Consider the following 23,626-nt stretch of genomic DNA (forward strand, 5'->3'; position numbering starts at 1 on the left):
ATGCCTTACCGCGCGTCGCGGGGGCGCACGACGGCGGTCCAGTAGTCCAGGGTCGGAGGGTCCTGCCGCAGCAGGTCGATGAATCGTGCTCGGCGCTCCTCTGCGGGGAAGACAAGGCGTGCTCCGACGTCCCGTAGGAAGGCGCAGTGCGAGGAGGACTGCGGCAGCGGGTCGAAGACTCCGAGGAGGCTTCCGTCCGTGGCCACGAGCGGTATGCCGGCGGCGTATCGGCTGTCGCCGACGCTGTCGCCGATCCTGACGGCGACGCCGTGCTCCCGGGTGAGGCGGGCTATGGCCTCGCGGATGCCAGGTAGGCGGGTGGAGTGCCGGACCAGGGCTTGGCGGGTGTGATCGTTCCTCGCCAGGAGTTCCGTGAGGCGTATGTCGTCACGGGCCCCGTGGCGGCGGTCTTCGGCGGCCTGCTGCTCCTGTTCCTCGCGCTGGCGTTCCTTCTCGTCCTTCCGGTACGCCGCGCGCAGCTGTTGCAGTTCGAGGTCACGGCCTTTCCCACGCGCCCGCTCGATCGCCGCTTGTCTCTCCAGTTCCCTGCGGTCGGCTGCCTCCCGCTTCTCCTGTTCCTGGCGCTCGGCACAGGAGCGCTCGGCGGTGATGTGCGCGGTGGTCGTGAAGACCGTGGCCAGGGCGCGCGCCGGTGTAGCCATGGGGAACGTCGGCCGGTGCGGGCTGAGCTCACCAGTGCGAAGACGGGTCATGAAGCGGGTGAGCGGGATTGGTGGTGACGGTGTCCAGGTGGAGTCGGCGAAGACTCCCAGGCCTTCGACGACGGCCAGGCCCGCCGCGGCGGGCGCCAGCCGCACCGACGGGACGACTCCCAGCCAGGGAGGTCTCGGGCGGTCGGAGAACCACACTGCGGGCACTGCGTCTGCAGCCATCCGCTCCGTTCGGCCCAGTATGTGGTCGGGTGTGATGGGGGCGAGTTGTGCCTCCAACGCGACCCGGCGGTCGCCAGCGGCGGCCAAGACGTCGGCTCGCCACACGCCGCCCGGGCCGCTGACTTCCAGCTCTGCCTCCCACCCGGCATGGCGCGCCGAGGTCGCCAGCTCCAGCTTGAGGAGGTGGTGTGCCATCGACTCCTCGGCCAGGGCGCACAGGTCAGCCCCGGGGAAGTGAGCGAAGTAGCGCAGCTTGAGCGGGGAAAGTTTGGCCTGGACACGGTGCCCGCACTCGGGGCAAGTCAGCGCAGCTGGCGGTCGGCTTCGATGGATCGCCTCCCAGTGCCAGGCGCATCCTAGGTCTGGAAGGGTCGCGTCCAGACGGCCTCGATCAGGGTGCACGGCTGTCAGTCCCATCAAGGCCCCCTTCCACCGCGGCTGCCAACTCACACCCGTTCGGTCCAAGTGCCGTGGGAGAGTCCGCGCATGGACACCGCGCTGGACTTCTCGGGGATCTACGCTCCCGGGCAACCCGACGGCGCAGCGGCACTCCGCCCGTACGCAAAAGCGCGGGCCCGGCACTCCGTCATCGGAGTGCCGGGCCCGAGGGGCGGCCCGGTCGTACTGCCCCAGAGCGCGCTGGGCACCGGTCCTAACCCGCGCACCCATGTCGGCGCGGACTGAACACGACCCTAGCCCGGCCAGCACTCCCCTGATGCCCGAAGGACAGAAAGGCGACGTCGGCCGCCGGCTCCAGTCAACGACCAGTCGCCAGCACCCTGGCGTCCGCACCACCTGCAACACCGACCGGTCAGGCCGTGGTGGGTGATCGTCGCCTATGATGCGCCTCTCCGGAATCGCGGTAACAGACAGGGAGGCCAAGCCGAGGCCCCGCTGTGAACGGGCGCCCTGCGGCGGGTCCGGCGACATCCAAGCAAGCCGCCACGGTCGACACGAAGCTGTCCCCCACACGCATTTCGAGCTTGTCAGTGGCCGCCGCTACGATCCTTCTTCGCTTCCAGCAGGTCCCGACGGCCGTTCCGGGGCACGGTTGCCCGGCGGCCCTTGGGAGTACGGCCACAGAACGCGCACCGGGCACGGCCTGGCCTTTGGACACGGTTCGGCCACTCGAGACAGGGAAGAGCACTCGTTCGAGGAAGAGCCGAACGGGGGATGCGAGGTGCCTCGGGCAACGAGCACGGCCGGAGTCAGCTACGAAGTGCTGAAGCCTACGGAGCACCGCTTGAGGTATGCGGCGAGGGTCAGAACCCCTGCGCCGACGAGCTGAGTCCAGTTCGAGACTGCGTTCACTGCATCCTCCTCGAATCACAGCGACCCGGCCGGCGGCCGGTCATCGCGAGAGCATCCAGATCCTGACTACGGTGCCGTGTTGTGGCGGGCCGCGAAGGCGGTCCAGGTCAGCGTTTCCATGACGCGCCCGGGGATGGCCGTGGGTTCGCCGTCGAAGCCGGCGCCGACTTGCCGGCCTTCGAAGACGATGACCGTGTCGGTGGGTTCGGGTGCCGGGCGGGGACCGCTGAAGTAGCCGAGGAGTTCCGCGGGGGTGTCACAGCAGGAGTAGCCCCGAACGCAGTCGTCCCAACCGTCCTCGCAGTCTGGGCACTCCTCGTTGTCGGATCGGCCGGTCCCGTCACAGGTCCGGCATTCAGTGCGGGAACCGTCGTCGCTGCGCGTGGCCCCCCAGGGGGCCGACCAGGCGTTGTTGGCATTGAAGGTAGGGCAGTCGGCCCACTGCACCCGGTAGAAGACGCGGTCCACGGCTCAACCGGCCTGGGTGTCCGCGGTCAGGATGCGGTCGATCGTGGTGCGTGCCACGCCCGTGAGCCCGCTGATCTTGGCTTTGCTGACGTCCGACGCCAGGGCGAGGCGGACCACGCTGTCTCGGCTGACCGCCGGCTGGGTCATCTTCCAGGCCTCCAGCAGCCGGACGGCGGTGAAGTACCTCAGGCTGGTAGGCAGGCCCGCGGCATGGAACCGCCGTGCCCACGCGGACTCCCACTCCGCAGCGATCGGCGCCCGACTCCCCGGGTCCGGCATTGCGGCCAGCGCGGCCGTCAGCTCGCGGCCGTTCTCCACCCGGAGAGCTTCCAGGCGCTCCGCGGCCGCGGCGAACAGGTTCACGTCGTCCGCCGGCGCGGCATCGCCCAACCACCCTTTGAGGGACTGCTCGGCTTCCTTGCGGCGCTCGCGCCCCCACTGCAAGGGCTCGTCGCACGCGTCGTCGTACTCGACTACCAGGTACTCGCCCCCGCGCACCCTGGCATCCAGGTACTCGGCACGCGCGAGGTGCTCCAGCGTGCCCCGCCACGGCGCGATGCTCGCCGCTTCCTGCTCCGCGCCGTCTTTGGCGTTTCCCCAGCTAGACGCGGGCAGCTTGAGTGATCCCACCTGATGCCCCACGCAGTGCAGGTCCATCTCCACGCCCCGCTGTACCCACACCCCGCCCCCCGCCTGCGCGTCCCCGAACTGCACCTGGTCCGACAACTCCCACAGCAGGACCGCGCGAGCATCCGGCGCCACATCTTCGATGTGGCTCTCCTCGACAACCTGAATTTCGCCCATAACCCACACGCTACACATAACAGCAATCATTCGCTACGTCTCATGCGTAGCGAGCGAACTTAGCGATACGTATCGGACGCCATAGCGGCACATACTGGTAGATCTGCCCCCGTTCCCGGGGCTCTTCCTGAAGACCCCTCCGTCCCGCGCGACGGGCCTGGGATCGTGGCTGCATGGACACCACCGCCGGCCCCCGGCCGACCACCGCCCCGCGGACCCTGCCGTGGTGAGCGCGGGGCGCTCCCGCGTCTGGCTTCGCGTCGGTCTCATCCGGATCCGGGCCGACAAGGTCACCGCGGTCGCCCCCTCGGACATGGGCCTCAGCCTCCAGGTCACCGGCCACCCCGGCGGCCTGACCCTCCACCTCCCGCCCGGGGCGGAACGCATGGATCGCAGGGGTCGACCAGTCGATTGGACGGACGAGCTACTTCGTGTCATCGAGCAGGCCGCGGCGCTGCCGGTCGGGACGCTCATCACGTTCACGCCCGTCAACGACGTCCGGACCGCCGGCTTCACCGCCCGCGCGCTGAGCGGTGACGACCGGGCCCTGATCGAACCGCCGATGCACCCGGTGCCCGACATCATGCCGCCGCGCCCGATCCCCGACTCGTGGGCCCGACCGATCCCGTCCGCCGGCAGGAAGCCGGGGCCGCGCGCGCCCCACTGAGCGCTCATCAGACGGTCCAACACACACTTCCCGTTCCCGCACCTGATCAACCTCCAGCGAGAGCAGATCCGCATCTACCGGTCGGCTCGCCCTCCAGCCGGCCCTCCACACCGCGGAGCTCCGGCGCACGCTGATCCGCCTGTCCTGCCTGATCAGCGCGCACCCCTACTGGGAGCAGCGCGGCTGGAGCACCGCGGGCCGGCTGGAGCTGCGCCGGGCGGAGGAGGAAGGTCTCGATGCCGTGCGGGATCCGGGCCTCGGGGCGCGATCGGCGTGAACGAGGTGGAGGCTCCGGTGCAACCCCGGCCGGGCCCGTATCCGACCGTGCAGCATGGGGGCGGGCCGCACCGGGGCAAGCCGCCCGGGCCGACCCGCGGCGGGAGACCGGCCGCACAGCGTTGTTGGCTGGCCAGTCTCTTGCGTGTGGGCGCCGTGCTGCCCGACCGTTTGGGGATCTGTCGTGCAGCTCGGGGGGAGTACGGGTTTGGGGAACAACCGGGTGCGGCTCAGCGGCGGTGCGGCGTGGCAGACGGACTTCCGTCGCCGGACCACAGGTCGGGCCCCCAGGACCGCGATGGAGATCGCCACGGTCCGCCGCACGCTGAATCACACCTTGACCGAGCTGAAGCGGGCCGTCGACGGGTACGTGGTCGCGGTCGCCGCCGACCTGTACGCCCTGGCGTGGCAGCAGGCGGCCGGAGCTCCGCCGAGCGAGACCCGCGAGCAGCGGGCCCAGCTGAGGGACCTGAAGGAGATCCTGGGCTCCCGCCGGTGGCAGGAGGAAGAGCGCCGCCAGGCCGCCTCAGCTCCCCCGAAGTCCATTCCGCCACAGCCCCAGCGGGCAGCCGGCGTCGCGCCCAGGGTGCGGCCGGATGCTGCCCCGGCCGGCGCTTCCGTGGTCCGGCCGCCGCGCCGGAAGATCGTGCCCCCTGCGGCACCCCGGCGGTTCTCTGCACCACCCCAGGCCCCCGCCCCGGTATCGGCACCCACATCGATTCCGGCCCCGGACCTGACGCCGGTCGTGGCGCCAGTCGCGAAGGTTCGTCCGCCCCGCAGGGAACAGCCAGCACTCCTGGAGACCGGGCAGCTGTGGGAGATCGCGACCGAGTTGCGGCCGCTGCTGGAACAGACCGCCCGGGCCGGCTCCACCACCACCTGGCCCCAGATCCACAAGCGTCTGCCGGGACTGCCCCGCCTCCACGCCGACGACCAGTGCGTGCTCCTGTGGCTGGTCGACGAAGACGGCCGCAAGGAAGAACCACTCCTGTCCGCCCTCGTCACGGTCGGAGACCGCGAGATGCACCCCCGCTTCCCGGCCGTGGCCGAACAGCTCGGCTGGAGGCCCCCGCCCGGCACCCGCCCGCACAGCGCGTGGAGCTACGAGGTCCTCAAGGTCCACCAGCACTGGCGCCACCGACGCTGACCCGCCGGGCCCCCGGCCCTGAGCAAGCCCGTCGTGCGGCCGGGCTTGCTCAGAGGCCCCTTGGGCTTTCCCAGCCACCGACTCCCGAAGAGGCTGGGCGAGCCCGGGACAGCGCCCACCGGTGCTTGGTCGCCACCCACTTTATCTTCTGCTGTGGCAGCGGCTCTGGCACGTGAGGCAAGTGGTCTGATGCTCACATACCTCACGAGTATCAGATGGGTTTTCAGTGACGTTTGGCATATCTGTCCCCGACCGTTCCTACCGGGCCGAGAGGGCGCGGCTGGCAACTGGGGTGGCCCGCTGGGTCATCATCGACCAGGGCTTCCGGATCCACGAGCACTCGCTCCACTACCTCGATGGTCTCAGGGCGCGTGACTCCTCGATCAACACCGAGCGTAAGTACGCGGGCCATATCGCCCTCTACCTGTCTTACTGCGAGTTCATGGCCATCGACTGGACCCGGCCCACGATCCAGCACCTTGCCGGATACCTGCACTGGCTGGTCGAAGAACAGCTTCCTCCCAAAGGGCGGCGTCCGGATCCCGCTCCACGGCATCGCAGCCGGGCGACAGCGAACGACCATGTGAGCACGATCTGCAAGCTCCTGCAGTGGCTGGCACTCCACCGGCCGGAGGTCGTCCCCGCTTCTGTGGTCAGCCTCCTCGCCGAGCCGAAATTCCTGGTGCACCTGCCCGACGGCTTCGGCTCGGGGCCGGACCGCAGCGAGCGAGACGTGCTGGTCAGGACCATTAAGTTCAGGATCGACGTCCCGGGTTTCGAATGGCTGACCTATGAGCAGGTGGGCGAGATGATCGCCTGCGCGCGGCACGCCCGTGACCGGTTCCTCCTCGCGGTGCTTCGGGACACGGCTATCCGCATCGGCGAGGCTCTGGGGCTGCGGCGTGAGGACATGCACTTGATGCCTGACTCAAGTGCCTTCGGCTGCAGGGTTCCTGGAGCGCACATCCACATCGTCCGGCGGGACAACAACGCCAATGGAGCTCTGTCGAAGTCCCGCAGGTCCAGGTGGATTCCCGTCACCCCGGACACCGCCGGCTTCTACGCCGACTACCGATACGAGCGTGATGAGGTCCCTGCCGCGGGTGTGAGCGACCTGGTGTTCGTCAACCTGTTCGCCGCTCCGTTCGGCCATCCGATGAAGTACCCGAACGCCTACGAGTTGTTCAAGCGGCTCACCAAGCAGGCAGGTCTCCACGGGCATCCGCACATGGTCCGCCACGGCACCATCACCCGTTGGATCAAGGACAAGATGCCGCGTGACACGGCGCAGGATTTCGCCGGGCACGTCTCCGAGCACTCGATGAACAGGTATCTGCACGCGACCAACGAGGAGAAACGCGAGCACGCGCGCCGGGTGCACAACCTCCAGGTAGCGAGGAGGGAATCAGCATGAGCGCGGTCTTCGCGCCCGTACCGATCACTCAGACGCCGAGCGCGTCCTCCATGCTGCCGGGATGGACGCATTGGCTACGCAACGCTGTGGACCCCACTTGGCGTCCCGGCGAGTGGGATCGCGATCGACTGCTCTTCACCGCCGACCCGGATAACCCGCAGAGCCGGGCCTTCCGGTGCAGCACCGCCGCGTGCTCTTCGGTCAGTGCCACGAGGAAGTGTTCGACCTGTGGCATTGCCTTCAGGAAGAGTGGTCTGACCGAGGCAGAGTTCAACGCCAAGTATCAGCCGACGGGCAGAGTCAAGGTCGGCTTTCACAACGGCACCTGCACAGCCTCAGGGGGCCGATGCCGCCGGGAGAAGATATCGACCGGCCTATGCCGGGGGCACTCTGGCCTCTGGAACGAGCACCGACGGCAAGACCCGCGTCTTGTCCTGGAGGAGTGGGCCGAACTCCAGAATTCGTACGCCGAGAGACCAGAATGCCATGTCGCGGGCTGTGGGCACGAAGAGATGAGTTACGGACTCTGCCAGCACCACCGAAGGAAGTATGGAGATTCCGCGGCCGAAGCAGGAAGCCCACCTACTGCGCATCTGGCGAAGATATGGGCTGCCGGCAAGCTGCCCTATCTCGGGTCACACCAGTTCTCCCTGGCGAACCTGACCGAGACGGTACGTCTTGAATTTCTATTCACCCTGCAACAGCGCGACACCCAGGGACGGGTCCTCGAACTCGATCCCGTCCGGTTCGCAGCCATGCAGTACACCGGATGGCCAAGCCTTGCCCTCTTCACCGGAGACTTCACCGAGCACGCCACTAGCACCGCTTTCGGCGGAGCCCGAAGGGATACTCGTGACGCCCTGCTGCGAGCTCTCAAGTACGAGCTGACCCAGGCCTTATGGAAGCACCAAGGCATAGACCAAACGGATCGGCTCCAGTGGGACCTGCGTGCAACAGGCATCCGGTCCAATAACAGCGAGAGCGGGAAGATCGTGCGAGCGAGCACGATCGACTTCGGCGTCATCCGGCAGCCGTGGCTGCGGGACGCCGCGATGGAATGGGCCCGGACAACCAGGCCAACCGCACGTGCCCTCCGTGACCGGGTCAAAGGATGCGAGGTAGCGTCACGCACCCTGAGCTACCGCCCGGGAGGCGGAGCCGACCAGAGCGCGCTCGGGTTCGCCGACATGACCGCAGTTTTCGAGACCTGCACGCAGTACCGCAAGGACGACGGCGAGCTCCACACGCCCGAGGGGCGACGCCAGTTGTTCTCCTCCTTCATCGAGGTGATCGGGTTCGGCCGCCTGGCAGGCCTCCTCGACCCGCTGCCAGCGACCTTCTCCCGGCACCCGAAGCATCACTCAATCAAGAAAGCCATCAAGGACGAAGAGGACAGCGGAAAAGCACTCCCCGAATCCGTCATCACCCAGCTCGACCAGCACCTCGACCACATCGGCACTCACTACCCCTACGGCAGTCTCGGCGCCGAGGATGTACACCTGATGTTCCGGACCGTCTACGTCCTGCTCCGGGACACCGGCCGTCGGCCCCACGAGATCGCCGGCGCACGTTTCGAGTGCCTGGAACGCGACGACGACGAATGGCAGCTCATCTGGGACAACCGCAAAGCCAGAAGACTCGGGCGCAGACTGCCGATCTTCCAGGAAACGGTGGACGAGATCCTGACCTGGCGCCGTCGCCTGACGGAACTCGGCTACCCCACGGGCAAAGGAGCTTATCTGTTCCCTCCAAACCGCGGGAAAACGCACCTCCCCACTCCATACATCGCCAAGAACTTCCGGGCATGGGCGGATGGGATCCCCGAAATCCGTGCCGAGATCCCCGACACCAATGGCGTCCTGCTGCCATTCGACCGAAGCCGCATCTTCCCCTATGCACTCCGGCACACCTACTGCCAGCGGCACGCCGATGCTGGTGTCCCGCCAGAACTGCTCATGGAACTCATGGACCACGACTCCATGGATGTGACCCGCGGATATTACAAAGTGTCCCTCAAACGTCGGCGCGAGGCCGCTGACACCATGCGTCGGCACGTTCTCGACCGCACCGGCCGCGCCCAGGCCGGAGGAACGGCCTTGGGATACCAGCGCAAGTCGGTCGCCGTCCCCTACGGCAACTGCGAAGAGCCCACCAACGTGAAGGCCGGCGGGCAGGCCTGCCACATGAGGTTCCAGTGCGCCGGCTGCTCGTTCTACCGGCCCGACCCGTCCTACCTCCCAGCCATTGAGGATGAAGTTCGCCGACTCAAGGCAGGCCGTGAAATCGCCTCGATGTCTGGCGCCGCCGCCTACATCATCGACGGCATGGATGGCGAGATCGGGGACTACCGCAACGTCATCTCCGATCTCAAGAACCTGCTCACCACGCTGCCCGAGGAAGAGCGGCTCGCCATTGAAGAAGCAGCGAAGGTCCTGCGCAAGGCACGCGCCGGAGCCGGCGTCAGCACTCCCGCAAGCCGGCCGACCCTGCCCGCAGGACGCTCGCTGCTGCCCGTGAGTGTCGTCCGAGGCCAACCCACCGGAGACCCTCAGTGACCGATCCACGAACGCGCGGCGACGTGCTCCGCGCAGCCCGACAACGAGACAGCCGCGAGAAGCGGGCCAAGGTGATAGCCGCCGTCGACGACATGAAGTTCAAGGGCGACCCGATCACCATGCTCGCCGTGGCGCGCGCGGCGGGAGTCTCGAACTGGCTGGTCTACCAACCGGAAATCAAGGAATACATCCAGAACGCCCGCAAGAGCCAGACCCGTAAGGCAGCGCGTGACGCGACCAGCGGGGCACGGGCCAGCGCAGCCAGCCTGGCTGTCGACCTGGAACTCGCCAGGAACGAGCTTCGGGCAGTCCGTCAGGAACGGAACCAACTCAGGGAAGCGATGCAGCGCAACTTGGGACACCAGCTCGACCAAGCTGGCACGGTCGAGCTGACCGCACGGGTGAACGCGCTCCTGGCGGCCAAGCAGGAGCTGGAGGACCAGCTCGCCGGCATGACCGCCGAACGCGACCAGCTGGCCGCAGCCGCGGAATCCGCTGCTGAGGAGGTAGCAACGGTCCGCATGGCCATGGCACAGCTCATGCGAGACACCAACCGCGGACCATAACCTTTGCCATGAACGACTCCTTCTGCCACCGTCGGATGAGGTTGCTGGCCCTCCGCTCGACGGCGCGCAGTGTGTTCCCAGCAGACCGCCAGGCTTATGGTCAGGTCGTGCGATACGAGTCGAGCGACCCAGCGGCTCACAGCGGGGCCGTCAGCTGGGATAACGGAACCGGGCTGATCGGGATAGACAGGCCAGAGGAAGTCGATGCCGCCTTCGGTCGCGGCGAACCGCACGTTGGTGCTGCCGTCATCGGCCTGGCCCTGAACCACCCCGACCCCGAAGTCATCCTGCCGCGCGTTGCCCGCGCGCTCGGCGCGGAATCCCGAGAACTGCGCCGGCAGGGCACGGTGGCCCTCGCCCATGTGGCTCGGCTGCACCACACGGTCGATCAGGAATGCCTGGCGTTGCTGCGCGACCAGCCGCGTGGCAACGAGGCCGACGACGACCTTTGGGCCTTCGTCCCTCACCGGCGCCTGCCCTGGTGGCTCCGGCGCCACCATCTCAAGGAGCAAACGAAGTGGCATCTCTGGGAGCGCTGGCGGTACTGAGCGGACCGTGCTCCCGTCGTGCCTGTCTCAGCCGTAGTGCCTAACGTGCCGCAACCGCTCCTTCAGTGCTGACCTGCTGAGATGGGTTGACAGCACTAGAGAACCCACTCGCCGATGTACCCGCAGTGCACCGCCGGAGCCGGCATCCAGGTAGCCAGGTCTTGCGTGTCCCCCGACGATTGGTCCCTGACCGACGACCAGCCCGTCATCCAGCCCCCACACTTCCTCGTCCCCGACGTCATGCCCCAGCATCCCGTCCCCACCGCCTGGACCACGCCACTTGGTCCGACCCGAGGATCGCGGGCGTGACGGCGCGGGGTGACCTGGTAGACCCTGCGGGCGTTGGTCTTCGCATGGAAGGTCGCCTGGGATCCCACCGGCTCCTGACGTCAGAGACGACCGCGCGCGCTGGCCGCGCGCGGTGGCGGCGGTGAGCGAAAAGGACTGCGAGCCGAGCTTCGGGGGCGGTGCGTTCCGCGGACCCGGGCTTCTAGCAACCTCGGGCGAGCTTTCCGGGCGGAGAGCTCGCCCAGGGTGCCCCTCTGCTAGCCCGCTCAGTTCCGCCGGGCGAGCCCACCATCGGCGCCTGGATCAACAATGGCCTCAGTTTGACGTGCACTCGTCGGCGTGCGCGGGCACGCGGGCCGCGAAGGCCAGGGCACCCGGTCATAGCGCCTCGGCTGGCGTCAATACCGGCTATTCAAAGGGCTCTCCTCCCGCTGGTGGAACGGGTTCCCCGCAGACGATGCACCGCTGTCGTGATCGCTCCGGACTCACAAGCTCCGCCGCGCTACGGGTTCACTCTCTGAGCTTCTCGACTTTCCGGGCCGCCGTCTCCGCCCCTGCCCGCGCCTTGGCTGCCGCGCGGCTGGCGTCACGCAGGTCGGCGGCCGCGTCCGTGCTCGCCGTCCGTGCTGTCTCGAGCCGTTCCTTCGCTGCCTTTACGTCTTCCTCAGCTGCGACCACGGCAGCGGCCGCCTGGTCGGTCAACTCCTGTGCTGCAACCCGCGCCGCCGCCAGGCGGTCCGCCTCCGCCTGCGTCTGGGCCAACTCCGTCTTGGCCGCCTCCGCACGCTCGTGGCGCGCCCGCTCCGCCCGCTTGTCCGTTTCCGGTTCCGAGGCCCGAACGTGGTTCGTCGTGGATCCGGTTGATGCTTCCCGCGTCCGCCGTGGAGAAGTGGCGCCGCGCAGAGGTTCCAGGCCGGCAAACCCCGGCACCGTGTCCGGAGCCTTCGCCAGCCGGCCTCCCACCCACTGCTCAGCGACATCGGCATCGGCAAGGACCGCGTGGAGGATCTGCTCGACCTCGTGCAGCACCGGCTCGCTCACGCTCTGCTCGGCCTCGGTGGCCAGGGCGCGTGCCGTACGCGCGAGCTGACCGATCACTACATGCTGATCATGCGACAACTTCCGTAGCTGCCCAGCGTCCAAAGTCCGGTGCGCCGTACGCAGCGCCTCACCGAGCCGGACCAAGCCCTGCGCCTCCTTCGGCCGGTGGCGGGCCAGCAGGCCGGCTGCCCACGCCGCGACCGTCGGCTTGCGCAACGCACCGATCGCCGCGGCCAGCGGCCTGTCCCCAGCCTCGCGCGCCTTAGCAACGCAGGCGTTCTTGGCCGCGGTGAACTCCGACGGCCGCAACCCGTACAACTCCACCGCCACTGACTCCGCATCCATGGCCAGCAGTCTCCCGCTAACCTCCCGACCCGGCCGACACTCTGCAGGACACCGCGCGTCGGCCGGACGTGCGGCCACCCGTCGGGGACCGGCAACCCTGACGTAGATTGCATAATTGCATTTACTTATGTATGGTTAGGTGAATCGAGTCGGTTGATCCGCCCAGTTCCCCAGCGGGGCACTCCTAGGAGGGGCGGTCCTCGCGAGCCTCGCGTTGTCACCCGGCCTTCTCCCGGGCTCGCTCGGTGCCGTGATCGAGCTCCTTGGGGTTGCCCTGGGACTGCTCTTCATCGACTCCAGCCACGCCGCCCAAGGCCGCCACAACACCCGATAGTGCCCATCGCAGCCCGGCACTCCATCAAGATCTCATGTAGAGGAAAGTCCTGTGCGTAAGCCCCAGCCTCCCAGCGACTCGAAGTGGTCTCTCGTGCTGAAGCGAATCCACCTGATCGTGGTGACGTTTCGACACCTCGCCTTCAACCTCCTGATAGTCCTCCCGCTCTACTGCGTCTTTGCCATAGCGGAGAAGATCGACGAGCGCAGGCAGTGACAGCCCTGGTCCGAGGGTGCTGTCGGTGTCTCCGGACCGTGCATCCTCCCAACCGCCCGGCCCCTGTCAGTCCATGAACACCCGACACCGTAAGGAGACTCCAGCCATGCGCACTCTGCCCCTTTCCGATGGCTCCGGCGTACTCTCCCTCAACAACCGGCCGGCCGACGACGACTTCCTTCCCCTTCCCCATGGGCTCACCCTGGACGACGCCGTGGCCGTCCGCGCCCACGAGGTGCGCGCCGGTGACCTACTGGTCGCCGAGTTCTCCGACGGAACCGGCGTCCGCCCTACCGAGCACGTCCCCGCTCCGTACCCCGCCGATCCGCACGCGGTCCGTGACTGCCCGTGTAGTGGGTGCGAGGAGTGCGAGGGCCTCGAACTCTGGACGCTCGCCGGGCACGGCCGCGTCGCCGACGTCGGCGTGCGCTTCATCTGCCTGGCTCCCTCTGACGACGACGAGCCGTGCACCCTGGTCCTGCGCAATCGGCCAGTAGCCGTCATCCGTGCAGATGTCGTGGCGCGTGCCGAAGCCGCCGCTGAGACGCCGCCGGAGTCTGTCTATTCCGTCACGTGGCACAACGACTTCGAGGCGTCCAGCCCGCTGGCTGCGGCACGGCTCGCCTACGAACAGCTTCGGAGCTACGCCACAGACGCATGGCCGCCCGTACTGGAAGTCGAAGACGAACACGGTGAGCGCCTCACCATCGACCTCAACGTCGGGAACGAGGGGAGCAGGTAGCTCTCGAGCGCAGTGATTCGCTCCCGCGTCCGCCCATCGCATCCGCGCCAAGCGGCGGTGAGCTCATCGCTCACACCGGGTCGCCCATTGACTGCCTGGCCCCGCCGAAGGCGTGCGGGCCCCAGCGGCAGCCCGCAGCCGCACACCACCAACACCCCTGGGAAGGCTCACCTTGACCGCCACGATAGAAGCGTCATCCAGCGTCAGCTGTCATCTCCGGGCCGAGCTGGCTCAGCACGACATCAGGGCGCAGCACTGCGTCGACCGAGCGGACTCCTTCGTCACTCTTCTGCGCGACGACAACGCTAAGATCACGATCAGTGGCCTGACCTCCGCCGGAGACGACGTCTCGGTCTCTCACACCCCAGCAGAGCACGCCGGGTGGCTGGCCACTGTCCGCACACCGGACGGGTACGAAGCCATCTACGACAGTTACGACCAGCAGATGCCGTACGCGGCGGACACCACCACCCTGTTGGTCGCCATCTTGCGTGCCCTCCGGCAGACAGCTGCGTGAACCGCAGCAGTTTGAGGGGCGTCCGGGTCGGCCGCGACGAGGTGGTGCAGGACCATCGCGTAGCCGTCGTCGCCAGCCTCCTCGGCGTCGACCAGTGCGGCGGCCGCTGCCGACGCGCGGCCGGCGGGCATCTGCTCCAGGTCCTCGACGTTCAGGGCGGTGTTCGCTTTGACCAGTTACAGGACGGGGGCTCGCAGGGTCGGAGAGCCTGCGGGCTTCAGGCGGCGCGCTGCGTCCAGCGCCGGGCCCCAGTCCCACACCCGCGGCCAGGGCGCCAACGCCTCGGCAAGGCCGTCCACCTGGTCGGCGTCCTGCTGGAAGAACCTCTCCTCCACAGGGGCGACCGATGGCGGAGCACCGGGCGTGGTGCAGATCGCGTGCGTGAGACGGCGCGCCGCGCCATCGTCTTCGCCGGCTGGGAGGCGCGGCATCTGGTCAGTCCAGGAGACCGGCCGCCCCTGCCCCACCCGCGTGGGCAGGGACCATCGGTCTCATGCCCCTGGGGCCTCGGGCAGCCGCTCGCGCCAGGCACGTAGTTGTTCACCCACGCGGTCCAGGTCGGCCAGAACCCCGTCCAGCTCGGCGCGGGTCCGCACCGGCACGTAGTCCCTGAACAGGTCGTTCCCGTTCTGGTCCTGCACCCCGAAATCAATCCGCGTCCGCCGCCCGTGCCCCTCGAACGTCTCACTCGCGCACGTCGCGAACACCCCCGTGAGTTGCTCGCCGCTGACCAACGGCGGGAATGTCACCGCCGCCGGCCCCGAGAGATGAATGATCGTGTCCAGGCGAGCGTCCTCCCCGCTGTGATCGGCCGTGCACCACGGCGGGCAGTTTTCCCCGGTCACCGACAACTTCCAAGCGTTCGCATCCATGAGCCCAGACCCTGCCATGTGGTCCGTATGCGCCTCACAGCGGGACCAGCGCCTCGTACGGGCCGAGCAGCATTGCGACCATCAGCCGGGGGACGCTGCGGCCGGCTGACTCCGGCGGACAGTCGTTACTCCCCTGAGCTTGGGCCGGCTCACGGAAGGTGGCAGGGCACACCTTCCCCGTGGGCAAGAGGTTGTGATCGTCGTGCTGATTCGTGCGCAATTTCGATCAAGCCTCCCTTCAGGGGGCTGATCCCGTGTGAACGCCCGAGCCCAGGACCAGATGCGGCATTCTGGCCTCATGGAAGACGAGCCGCTGGCGGATTGGGCGCGCAAGCGTGACGAACGGCGGGCCCGGGCCACGGGCCGGCTGCGTGCTGTACCCCTGACCGACGGACCACTCGGCGCAGCCCATGTCGACCCGAACGCGCCTCGCGCCATTCAGGAGTTCGACGGTACGCAGTGGGTGACCTTAAGCATCGCCGTCAACCTGGCCACCGCCAAGACGGTGCTGTATCCGCCGCAGCCCAAGTCGGAACGTCCAGCGGAATGGGACCGCCCTGCGATGACGAAGGGGACAGGCCGGCATCGCCGGACTGCCCCTTCGGATAACCGTGACCGCTGAGGGGCAGGATGTGGACGAAGGTCCAGACGTGGCCACCTGCCACGGGTGTCCCGCAAGGGCACTCGTCCTTCGCGCGGCCGGTCAGCGCTGACGTCTGGACGCTCCGGGTCCGAGCCGCCCTTCATTGACCCGGAGTCCGACCACCGTTGCTGCGGCATTTGCCCGGCCCTGCGGCTGCCGCGCCACGGGTTCGTGGTTGCTGACCGTCCCAGTAGCATCGCATTGCCGTTCAACGAGAAGGACGGACACAGGTACACCCGTAACGAGGTCCCAGTCTGCGTTCACCCGGCCCGGGTGGGCCTGGTTCCGGATCTGCTGGCTCCGCCCCGCGTTCCAGATCCTCCGGCGCTGCGCCCGGCGGCCGGGCATTGGTGGTGGCGCCGGAAGCGGACATGAGGGCGAGGCGTCCGTCAGCCGAAGTCGGAGAAGGCGCGCCCTGTCTGTTCGACGCTCCGCTCAGGGGACGGTCGCAGGCCGCTCCAGTCCAGTGCCTGCCGCGCCTGAAGCTGTGCTTGCTCGGCCGCGTTCCGCGTCTCGGCCAGGACGTCGCCGCGCTCCTTGACCAGACGGTCGTAGATCGGCGGATGCTCAGGTATCTCTCCAGCGTTCATAGCGTCTGATCTTGCCCGCTCGCCGATGATCTGTCAGGTCCGCCCCAGCGGGCCTGCACGGGCCCGTCTGGGCAGCGAGGTGTCGCTTGGCGCCGGCTCGCGCCGACCATCGCCCGCCGGGCCGCTGCCGACGAGTCAGGCTGTGCGGGAGCGGAGTTGGATGACTGTGCGCTGGCCCGTGGCGCGCTCGCCGAGTCGATAGATGGGAGAGTTGGAAAGCTTGTCGACGAACTCCAGCCACCCGTCTTCGACAAGCTGGCCGCGGACGCGGGAGAACAGGCTCGGAGTCCAGCCGAGCCAGTCCTCTGCCAGTTCGCGAGCCGTTTTCCGTACCGCACCGCCCGGCTCTTTCGGCATGATGGCGTACAGCTGCAGCATGAGGCGCTGATTGGGGGTGAGGTCTTCGGAACGACGCAGGACTTCTCGCGCCAGTGCCTGCGGGTCATCGGCGTTCATCACGACACGTCCCCCCTGACAGGCCCGTTCCCGAGGCCTGGGATGTCGGGCGGGTTGTACGCCCGGATGGCTTCGCGCTGCTCGGCGGAGGACCCCTGGCTGGCGAGGTAGGGGGTCACCTTGTAGAACTTCTGGCGGCCGAACTCTTCCGCGAAGAAGAGCAGCCTGCGCTTGACAAGGGTGCGGATGATCCTGCCCAGCGCGTCGCCCGTCATCCCGTTGCGTTTGGCGATGGACGCCGTGGTCTTCATGACGGGCTGGTCGTATCCGGGCGTGGCCCCCACGAACCACTGCAGGATCCGGAACTCACGGTCGGTCAGTCCGCCGTCCTTTTTGGGCACCGCGGCCAGGGCCTCGAGCCGTGCGTTGTCGATGGTGCTGTAGGAGGCGACGTAGCCGAAGCGGGTCTGTGGCTCGCCGCGGCCGTCGTGCCGTTGGTGCGCGGAGCGCGGCATCGGGAGTCTCCGGTCCCTCGACATGTCCCATGAGTACAGGTATCACGTTACCTCGTGCAGGATCCGTGAACTAGCAGGACATGTACTCCTGGGACATCTATGCCGGTCTGGGGGTCCGGATATAGAGACTGGGCGATCTGAACTAACTGTTCGGTGAGTCCGTATGAGCCGGTCCCTCAACCGGCATATCCGATCTTGGAGCCGGTATCGAGAGCGGTAAAATGCCAGGTCAGGAGGCTTCTCGATGCAGCTCTCTCTACATGCACAAAGGACCGGCCTCACCGCTCGCCCATGCGTTCACAAAACTCCCGCGGCGTCCGGCGCGTCGCGCAGCCTTCCCCGGCGCCCAGCCATGGAGGCCCCGCCTGGGACCTCGGCCACAACCCGTGCAGGACCGCAGCGCGGCACGTTCATCTCAACCGGCGGGAGGCCGCCCAGCCGTGAGGCCGGCCACGGCCTCACGGCGATACCCGCACCGACCCCAGCCACTCTTCCGGGTTTTGTCCGTCACGGCCCGAGCCACCCGAGACTCGGCAGCGCTACTGCTGTCCACTAGCCGCACCTTCGTACGACGCCGCACGCGAAGCGAGGCCAGCCCCCTCCCCGCGCCCACAGGCCCGAGCCCGCCCAGACGCGCGGACGCACCCCGCGATCGTTCGACGCACCGATCTGCGCACGCGCCGCCGGGCGGAGCGAGACCGCATTCGTTTGTTGCGTAATTGGATTGCAAGCAGTACAGTTAGACGCATCGGAGAGGTGTACGCCACGTCTCCGAAAGCAGACGCTCCACATCCAAGAGGCCCACCTTGAACAAGAAGCTGAACAAGCAGCAGTTGATTAACGAGATCGCAGCCAACGGCAACATCTCCAAGAAGGACGCCGCCGCAGCCCTGAACGTCGTACTGGACACCCTGATCCGACGGGTCATCAGTGGCGATACCGTCTCGGTCACAGGATTCGGGACCTTCCAGACCGTCAACACCCCCGCGCACCGCGCACGCAACCCCCAGACCGGCAGCGAGATCCGGATCCCGGAGCGCAAGAACGTACGTTTCAGCCCAGGCGTGGCATTCACCGACATGGTGCGCGGCGACCGCGCAACCCCTCCGGCAGGCGAGAGTTCCGCACGCAAGCGGCCCTCGCACGGCCCTCGTGCGACCCTGGCCGCCTGAGCAGCCGACTGCCCGGGCGGGCCGTCCCTCGGCCCGCCCGGGCAGTCAAACCCCACACGTTGCATACGTCATACGTGGATGCAGATCGGCGGCTTGGGTAGTGCGGGCCGCCCCACTCCTCTCCCTTGGGTTGACGCACACCCACCCCAGCTCCCCACGGCATCTCCCACTTCCCGCTCGGACGGACCCAATCCCTCATGCCCGAAATCGATCTCCCCGACGGATCCGGTCCATCACCCCGATTCCGGATCGGTCGCGCCCGGTTCCGTGACGCCTACTCATTCGTTGACCTTCTGTCCCTGGTCAACCCCGGACACCCTCTGCCGCCCGTCGTTCTGGCAGCTCTGGCCCTAAGGCCGGGAAGGCTGACGCACGGGGACTGCCTGTGCCTGATCGCCCGAAGCGGTGACCGCATCGTCGGCGCACTCGCAGCCGGCCCGCCACACTGGACCGAGACTCATCCTCAGCGCTCGTCCCTGGTGGGCAGCGTGCTGTACATCGGGGGCGTGGCAGTGGCTAACAGCCACCGCGGCCACGGCATCGGGACCGCGCTGTTGAATATGGCGGAGCAACACGGCCGCCACGCGGGGATCCGTCTGCTGACTCTGGAACACCCACCCGCGCTGACCCCGTTCTACACGCGGCTCGGCTACACCGCTGGGCAGGAACGTCTCATCGTCGCCCTGCCAGGCCCTGCCTTGCAGGAGCGGAAGATGCCCGGCCACCTGAGCGCCATCAAGCGTCTCGATCTCGGAATCGGACTCGCTACAGTCCCCGGGGCCCCGGCGAGCATCGTCACCGATTTACTCCCCGGCTGCTCGCTGCCGACATCCGCGCGCTACCGCAACGGACGCCTGGTCACATGAACCCAGCAGTCGGCACTGAACGCGGTGGTGGCCCGCAGGCGGGCGTCCTCCGTCACTCCCACCACATCTCGCCCGACTCCGGGCCGCTGACTCCCCGCGTTTTGTAACCAGTCGCTGCCCCTTCGCATGCCGAGCACGCATCCTGCCCCTCCCAGGCCGAAGCCGTCAGCCCGCAACGGGCGGGCTGACGCCCTCTCCATTCGCCCCGGACCGAACCCGGGCCGCTCCCCGCCTCGGCCTCGCACCCCGGGCTCGTTTGGCTAGGCGACTTCCTCACCGGCCGGGTATGCCGTGTCGAACCATCCGTGGAGTTCGTGCAGGTCGAGCGGCAGGTTGGCCAGGAAGTGGAGGAACCGCTCGTTGTCACGGGGCGGCTGCCGAGGGTCCTGGGTCTGGAGCGCGGCCAGATCGGCCCGCCGAAGGGCTTCGATGCCGGAGCGGTGGCGGTCCTCGAAGTCTTGGGTTCCGATGGCACCGTCGGCAGCGGCCAGGTAGCAGGTGACGAAGGGGTCGAATGCGGCGCGGTGCGCGCCGAGGTGGCGGCGGAACTCCACGGTGTCCACAGAGCTGGTGTTCGCCTCCTCGGTGCTGAGCGTGGCGGGTGGCAGGTCTGTCCAGTCGCCGATGGTTCCGGTGAAGCTGTTGGAAAATTCGCCGTGCTCGTCGTTGCTCCAGTGCCCGTCGCTCGCGCCGGCGGTGGAGATCACCTTCCCCCAGAGGTAGGTGAGGGATTCGAGCAAGGGAATGATGCTCAGGACGTCATGTTCGTGGGCGGCGAGGATCAGGTCGGTGGTGGTCGGCGATGCGTTCGCAGCGAGAGGTTCGGGCTGGGCCAGCCGGTTGGTGCAGTCGTGTCGGAGATTCGCGTGCGTGGCCGCAGTCTCGATTGCCGCGTGTGCCTCGGTGATCTGTGTTGCGGCTCGTGCCGCCGCGGCCCTGAGGTTGCTGTCGTCGGTGACAGCCACGAGTCCCGTTGACGGCGTCACGGGCGGTGGGCTCGTTGTCGCCGCCAAGGCCCAGTCCAGCAGGTCGATGTAGGCGCTGGTTCCCCAGGAGTGCGGTACCTCGTAGGCCTCATCGCCCGTCAGTTCCTCGGGTCCCAGCTCCGTGTGGTGGGGGAGGAGAGCTATGTGCCCGAGCTCGACGACGTCGATCTGCGGTGTCATGAGCAGGGCCTCGGTCCCGGGTGGCAGTAGGTCGTCCTCGTGTGCAACGAATCCCTCGCTGCGCCGGCGCCGGCAGTTTCCAGCCCATCCTCCCCCGTCCCACACCGAGGTGTAGGAGCTGTCGGTCAGGACCGACTGGGCGATGGTCAGCGCATGGGCAGCTGCCCTCAGGGACACCTCCGCCGGTTCAAGGCCGGCCAGGTGGCACAGGGCCAGCGCCGGGTCGCTCGCAGGGCGGAGTGGCTGTGCCGCGTTGACTGCTGCGAGCACCGCGGCTCGCGGGTCGATGGTGGTGGGAGCGGGCGGAGACGGCCACAGTTCCAGGGGCAGCGACAGCGCGGACCAGAGCGGTATCACGCTGAGGGTGTGGGCGCCGGGGGATGCGTCCAGGAGGTACGTCGCACCCGCATGTTCTACCAAGAGCAGCTCGACGGTCGAGCATCGCTGGGCGACATCCCACAGCAGACCGACCCGGCGCAGTGTGGCCGACATCTGCCGGGCCAGTGCGTGGTCGAGGGGGATTCGGGCGCGGACTTCGGCAGGCGTGTTCGCTGCGACGTCCCGCCACTGCGCCTCAGAGATCTCCGTGAGTTCGATCCGAGCGCCGCGCACGGTGAGGGCGATCCCGTCGTTCGTGGCTGCCACCGGCAGGCCAGCGGCCCCGGGGAGGTCCAGCGCCGTGGCGAGGGCTCGGGCCCATCGTGGAAGCTGGCTGGTGGCAATCCGGACCGTCAGGCTGTTGGGGTGGGGCGTCACGCTGGTGATGCCGTAGGGACCTGCGGTGGTGAAGGGTCGGTGCATGCCGTACTCGGACATGATGGCGGCCATGATCTGCGCCTCGCCGGCGGCCTGGACAGCGTTGGCGTTCGGTATGAGCGGGCCAGCCGCGGGAACCTCGTTCCGAGCGATGGAGACAGGCTCGCGAGTGGCCCACCGGCGCCATGCGATTCGCTCATCCAGCGAGGGCTCGGTGTCCGACAGCTCGTAGGGGTTGGCGCGTCGGGGCGGTGGTATCAGGTCGTTGGACAACGCATCTCCTCAGTGAACGTGCTGGGTTGCCCATAGAGGTGTCGAAAGGCGAGTCCGTGTGACATACAGCGGACGCCTTTCCCAGAACGACGACTTCAATGATTGCGTAATTGCTTTTATGTCTGTAAGATTGAGTCAACGCTTCGGAGCGGCGCCACAACGCCTCGCCGGGGGCGACCCTCTCCCATACGATTGAGCAATCACCTTGCCTGTTCTGAACTTCAAGCCCCTCAGCCACAACCGCGACGAGTTCGAGCACTACCCCAGCCGTCGCATGCGCGGCGAAAACCGCCGCAACCACAACCGCAAGACCCGTCGGCTTCTCAAGAGGTGGGAGGAGCGCGCCTGGCGCTCCGAGATGGAAGGAGACTGCGTCTGAACTCCACATACCTCTTGAACGACGCAGGCCCCGTCGTCGGAGCAACAGAAGCCAACCCTGACGGAAATGCTCCACCGGGCCGTCACCTACCGCAGCAGCCCCGCGCCGTGGGCGGGGTGCGAGCCCCACGGCGCTCATGCCACCCGATCCCCAGTGACCTTCCGGCCGTTGGGGTGCCGCGCCCATGTCGCGCTGCGCGACGAGAAGCCAGGCCTCCTGGTTGCACCTCCGCCGTGTCGACGCCTGACTCGGCGTCGACTCCCCCTCTCTCCTGTTCCCACTTTCCCGGAGGCTTCCATGCATGCTCGCGCGTTGTCCGCACTCTTCACCCCCTACCGCCCGCTCCGGCCACCGATTCCCCTGACCATGAACTCGGCAGTTGAAGCCGTAGGCCTCCCGAGCCCGCTCTTGGAGACCTACGAGGCTCAGTTCAGCGGCGAGGGTGGCCCGTTCCGTGACGGACGGCCCATGCCGGCAAACGGTGTCCTGGACGTGCTCCGTCTCCATTTGCACGGGACAACTCACGGGTGCTTCGGAACGGCACTCGGACACATCCTGACCCTGCAATGCGGACCGGCGTCAGGATGGCGGATCATCCCGCTCGAGATGACGGAGACAATCGACCGCGGAGCCCACGCACTGCGGCAAGCCGGAATCCACGTACTGCTGGGTGGTGAGCCCGGAACTGGCGTACGTCTCTATGCGGTCCCCGACGACCTCAGCGCCCTTCAGGTCCGTCCTGTCGTCGATGGTGTCGAACGGCTGCCCATGGGCGGACACGCCTTCAACGCACGGCGCAGGCAGTGGGTGGACCTGATGGCCTCGGCCCGAACAGCTCTGAGCGGAAACGGATGGGAGAGCTGCGGCGAGACACCCGACGGACGCAGGTTCGCTGTCAGGCCCGAGCCGTTCGAACTCGTCGGGAACGAGCTCCTTCGGGGAGTCCCCCGCCTTGCTGCGGAGTACGAGTTGGAGACTCGCTGGCCGCATTCGGACTGGGCTACCCAGTCCCGCGTGCCAGCGCTCTCGGTCCTGAAGACCGTCGGGTTCTGTCTGCGGGAGGGCATCGCTTCCGCGGAGACCATCAGCCGAACGATCTATCTGACCAGCACCACAGCCAGCGATGTTGCCCCGTACTCGCGTTACTCCCCCGCGTCGCGTCCCAGCCCGCCCCATGCCGCCTGAGCCAAACGCGTCCCGCCCGAGACATCGGAAGCCATCGCCATGACGGCCGCCGCCTCCCGGGCGGCCCCACCCCCCAGGGGCACCCGGAGCCCACCCCCAGTCGGGCACCACGAGCCCCTGGTGCCCGGCCACCACCCCCAGTCGGCCACCAGAGACGCCACAGCGCCGCCCCATGCGCACCTACGCCCCTCAAACGCTTGAGAGAGCCGACACTTTGTTCTATTTGATGAACTGCCCCTGCTGCGGAAGCCCGACAGTCCTTGACGAACTGGAGCGGCACACCGCTCTGAGCCTCTCGATCGACCCCGAGACTGGCTTGCCGCCCGGGACCTCTCCGGATGGTCACCGCGGGGCCCCGTCGCCAGAGGCCACAGCCAGATCCCGCAGGCAACCCTTGTGCCGGTCGTGTATCGATGGTGTGGAGGCCGGTGGCGCGGTGACCTTCTCCGTACGCCTAAAGGGCGAGCAGACCGCCATGGCTCTCGCCTCCGAAATGCCCCTCTTCGACGACGAGGGACGGATGATGGCCGTTCGCTGTCCGTCCGCCGGGTGCGGCGCGGTCGTCGATCTGATGAACGGCCGACTGGAGCGTCACTCCGTGCGCGGCGTGACGTGCCAGATGTCGGACGTACAGGTGGTGGTCGGTGAGGGTTGAGTTGAACCCTGACCGCGCAGCCGGCG

25 protein-coding genes are annotated in these 23,626 nt (G+C 67.8%); 14 read left to right on the forward strand and 11 right to left on the reverse strand.

Translation table 11 applies throughout. The annotated features are described in order from the left end of the window. Positions 1-5: 5 nt before the first annotated feature. Positions 6-1,088: a competence protein CoiA family protein gene (locus tag ACODT5_RS00700; protein ID WP_479685657.1), complete on the reverse strand. Its 1,083-nt coding sequence runs from the start codon at positions 1,086-1,088 to the stop codon at positions 6-8. Positions 1,089-1,379: 291 nt separating this feature from the next. Here ACODT5_RS00700 and ACODT5_RS00705 point away from each other — a divergent pair, with 291 nt between their 5' ends. Beyond that, complete coding sequence (locus ACODT5_RS00705; RefSeq protein WP_422517169.1) at positions 1,380-1,577, forward strand: hypothetical protein; 198 nt, start codon at positions 1,380-1,382, stop codon at positions 1,575-1,577. Between the two features lie 693 nt (positions 1,578-2,270). On the opposite strand, the gene ACODT5_RS00710 is transcribed toward ACODT5_RS00705, so the two are convergent. Next, positions 2,271-2,672: a hypothetical protein gene (locus tag ACODT5_RS00710; protein WP_422517170.1), complete on the reverse strand. Its 402-nt coding sequence runs from the start codon at positions 2,670-2,672 to the stop codon at positions 2,271-2,273. A 3-nt stretch (positions 2,673-2,675) separates the two neighbouring features. Next, positions 2,676-3,476 carry a hypothetical protein gene (locus tag ACODT5_RS00715; RefSeq protein WP_422517171.1) on the reverse strand — a complete coding sequence of 267 codons (801 nt, stop codon included), beginning with the start codon at positions 3,474-3,476 and terminating at the stop codon, positions 2,676-2,678. A gap of 226 nt (positions 3,477-3,702) precedes the next feature. Here ACODT5_RS00715 and ACODT5_RS00720 point away from each other — a divergent pair, with 226 nt between their 5' ends. The 6 genes from ACODT5_RS00720 to ACODT5_RS00745 all read left to right on the forward strand — a co-directional run bounded on the left by ACODT5_RS00720 (position 3,703) and on the right by ACODT5_RS00745 (position 10,649). Then, entirely contained in the window at positions 3,703-4,143 is a 441-nt protein-coding gene (locus tag ACODT5_RS00720) for a hypothetical protein (RefSeq protein ID WP_422517172.1), read from the forward strand. Positions 4,144-4,717: 574 nt separating this feature from the next. After that, positions 4,718-5,566 (forward strand): hypothetical protein, encoded by an 849-nt coding sequence (locus tag ACODT5_RS00725; protein ID WP_422517173.1) that lies wholly within the window; start codon positions 4,718-4,720, stop codon positions 5,564-5,566. 226 nt (positions 5,567-5,792) lie between these two features. Then, a complete protein-coding gene (locus tag ACODT5_RS00730) occupies positions 5,793-6,980 on the forward strand; it encodes a tyrosine-type recombinase/integrase (RefSeq protein WP_422517174.1) in 1,188 nt (395 codons plus the stop codon). Next, positions 6,977-9,535: a tyrosine-type recombinase/integrase gene (locus ACODT5_RS00735; RefSeq protein ID WP_422517175.1), complete on the forward strand. Its 2,559-nt coding sequence runs from the start codon at positions 6,977-6,979 to the stop codon at positions 9,533-9,535. The genes ACODT5_RS00730 and ACODT5_RS00735 overlap by 4 nt, the downstream gene beginning before the upstream one ends. Further along, complete coding sequence (locus ACODT5_RS00740) at positions 9,532-10,101, forward strand: DUF6262 family protein (RefSeq protein WP_422517176.1); 570 nt, start codon at positions 9,532-9,534, stop codon at positions 10,099-10,101. The genes ACODT5_RS00735 and ACODT5_RS00740 overlap by 4 nt, the downstream gene beginning before the upstream one ends. An 8-nt stretch (positions 10,102-10,109) precedes the next feature. After that, positions 10,110-10,649: a hypothetical protein gene (locus ACODT5_RS00745; protein WP_422517177.1), complete on the forward strand. Its 540-nt coding sequence runs from the start codon at positions 10,110-10,112 to the stop codon at positions 10,647-10,649. A gap of 798 nt (positions 10,650-11,447) precedes the next feature. On the opposite strand, the gene ACODT5_RS00750 is transcribed toward ACODT5_RS00745, so the two are convergent. Continuing rightward, a complete protein-coding gene (locus tag ACODT5_RS00750) occupies positions 11,448-12,323 on the reverse strand; it encodes a hypothetical protein (protein ID WP_422517178.1) in 876 nt (291 codons plus the stop codon). A gap of 427 nt (positions 12,324-12,750) precedes the next feature. On the opposite strand from ACODT5_RS00750, the gene ACODT5_RS00755 reads away from it, so the two are divergent. Both ACODT5_RS00755 and ACODT5_RS00760 read left to right on the forward strand, forming a co-directional pair. Next, complete coding sequence (locus ACODT5_RS00755) at positions 12,751-12,873, forward strand: hypothetical protein (protein ID WP_422517179.1); 123 nt, start codon at positions 12,751-12,753, stop codon at positions 12,871-12,873. A 106-nt stretch (positions 12,874-12,979) separates the two neighbouring features. Next, a complete protein-coding gene (locus ACODT5_RS00760; protein WP_422517180.1) occupies positions 12,980-13,615 on the forward strand; it encodes a hypothetical protein in 636 nt (211 codons plus the stop codon). A gap of 432 nt (positions 13,616-14,047) precedes the next feature. Here ACODT5_RS00760 and ACODT5_RS00765 read toward each other — a convergent pair whose 3' ends face one another. The 3 genes from ACODT5_RS00765 to ACODT5_RS00775 are packed head-to-tail and all read right to left on the reverse strand — an operon-like array spanning position 14,048 to position 15,004. Beyond that, positions 14,048-14,263 carry a hypothetical protein gene (locus ACODT5_RS00765; RefSeq protein WP_422517181.1) on the reverse strand — a complete coding sequence of 72 codons (216 nt, stop codon included), beginning with the start codon at positions 14,261-14,263 and terminating at the stop codon, positions 14,048-14,050. 45 nt (positions 14,264-14,308) lie between these two features. Continuing rightward, positions 14,309-14,563, reverse strand: a complete 255-nt coding sequence (locus tag ACODT5_RS00770; RefSeq protein ID WP_422517182.1) for a hypothetical protein — start codon at positions 14,561-14,563, stop codon at positions 14,309-14,311. A gap of 60 nt (positions 14,564-14,623) precedes the next feature. Then, positions 14,624-15,004: a DUF6907 domain-containing protein gene (locus tag ACODT5_RS00775; protein WP_422517183.1), complete on the reverse strand. Its 381-nt coding sequence runs from the start codon at positions 15,002-15,004 to the stop codon at positions 14,624-14,626. Between the two features lie 298 nt (positions 15,005-15,302). Here ACODT5_RS00775 and ACODT5_RS00780 point away from each other — a divergent pair, with 298 nt between their 5' ends. Next, positions 15,303-15,626 carry a DUF6087 family protein gene (locus ACODT5_RS00780; RefSeq protein WP_422517184.1) on the forward strand — a complete coding sequence of 108 codons (324 nt, stop codon included), beginning with the start codon at positions 15,303-15,305 and terminating at the stop codon, positions 15,624-15,626. Between the two features lie 410 nt (positions 15,627-16,036). Here the strand turns inward: ACODT5_RS00780 and ACODT5_RS00785 are convergent, their stop codons facing one another. The 3 genes from ACODT5_RS00785 to ACODT5_RS00795 all read right to left on the reverse strand — a co-directional run bounded on the left by ACODT5_RS00785 (position 16,037) and on the right by ACODT5_RS00795 (position 17,148). Beyond that, positions 16,037-16,237, reverse strand: coding sequence for a hypothetical protein (locus ACODT5_RS00785; RefSeq protein ID WP_422517185.1), 201 nt, complete (start codon positions 16,235-16,237; stop codon positions 16,037-16,039). Positions 16,238-16,372: 135 nt separating this feature from the next. Continuing rightward, entirely contained in the window at positions 16,373-16,693 is a 321-nt protein-coding gene (locus ACODT5_RS00790; RefSeq protein WP_422517186.1) for a replication initiation protein, RepL2, read from the reverse strand. Beyond that, a complete protein-coding gene (locus ACODT5_RS00795; protein WP_422517187.1) occupies positions 16,693-17,148 on the reverse strand; it encodes a MarR family transcriptional regulator in 456 nt (151 codons plus the stop codon). Before ACODT5_RS00795 ends, ACODT5_RS00790 begins: the two co-directional genes overlap by 1 nt. Before the next feature lie 806 nt (positions 17,149-17,954). Between ACODT5_RS00795 and ACODT5_RS00800 the strand changes: the two genes are divergently transcribed. Continuing rightward, entirely contained in the window at positions 17,955-18,320 is a 366-nt protein-coding gene (locus tag ACODT5_RS00800) for an HU family DNA-binding protein (protein ID WP_422517188.1), read from the forward strand. 197 nt (positions 18,321-18,517) lie between these two features. Continuing rightward, complete coding sequence (locus tag ACODT5_RS00805) at positions 18,518-19,186, forward strand: GNAT family N-acetyltransferase (RefSeq protein ID WP_422517189.1); 669 nt, start codon at positions 18,518-18,520, stop codon at positions 19,184-19,186. A 260-nt stretch (positions 19,187-19,446) separates the two neighbouring features. Here ACODT5_RS00805 and ACODT5_RS00810 read toward each other — a convergent pair whose 3' ends face one another. Next, the gene (locus ACODT5_RS00810; protein ID WP_422517190.1) at positions 19,447-21,381 is read right to left on the reverse strand and encodes a hypothetical protein; all 1,935 of its coding nucleotides are present in this window, start codon (positions 21,379-21,381) and stop codon (positions 19,447-19,449) included. A gap of 205 nt (positions 21,382-21,586) precedes the next feature. On the opposite strand from ACODT5_RS00810, the gene ACODT5_RS00815 reads away from it, so the two are divergent. After that, entirely contained in the window at positions 21,587-21,760 is a 174-nt protein-coding gene (locus ACODT5_RS00815) for a hypothetical protein (RefSeq protein WP_422517191.1), read from the forward strand. A 1,621-nt stretch (positions 21,761-23,381) separates the two neighbouring features. Next, positions 23,382-23,600: a hypothetical protein gene (locus ACODT5_RS00820; protein ID WP_422517192.1), complete on the forward strand. Its 219-nt coding sequence runs from the start codon at positions 23,382-23,384 to the stop codon at positions 23,598-23,600. Positions 23,601-23,626: the final 26 nt, after the last annotated feature.

It is taken from the genome of Streptomyces tatrensis (assembly GCF_049310065.1).
GTDB lineage: Bacteria > Actinomycetota > Actinomycetes > Streptomycetales > Streptomycetaceae > Streptomyces.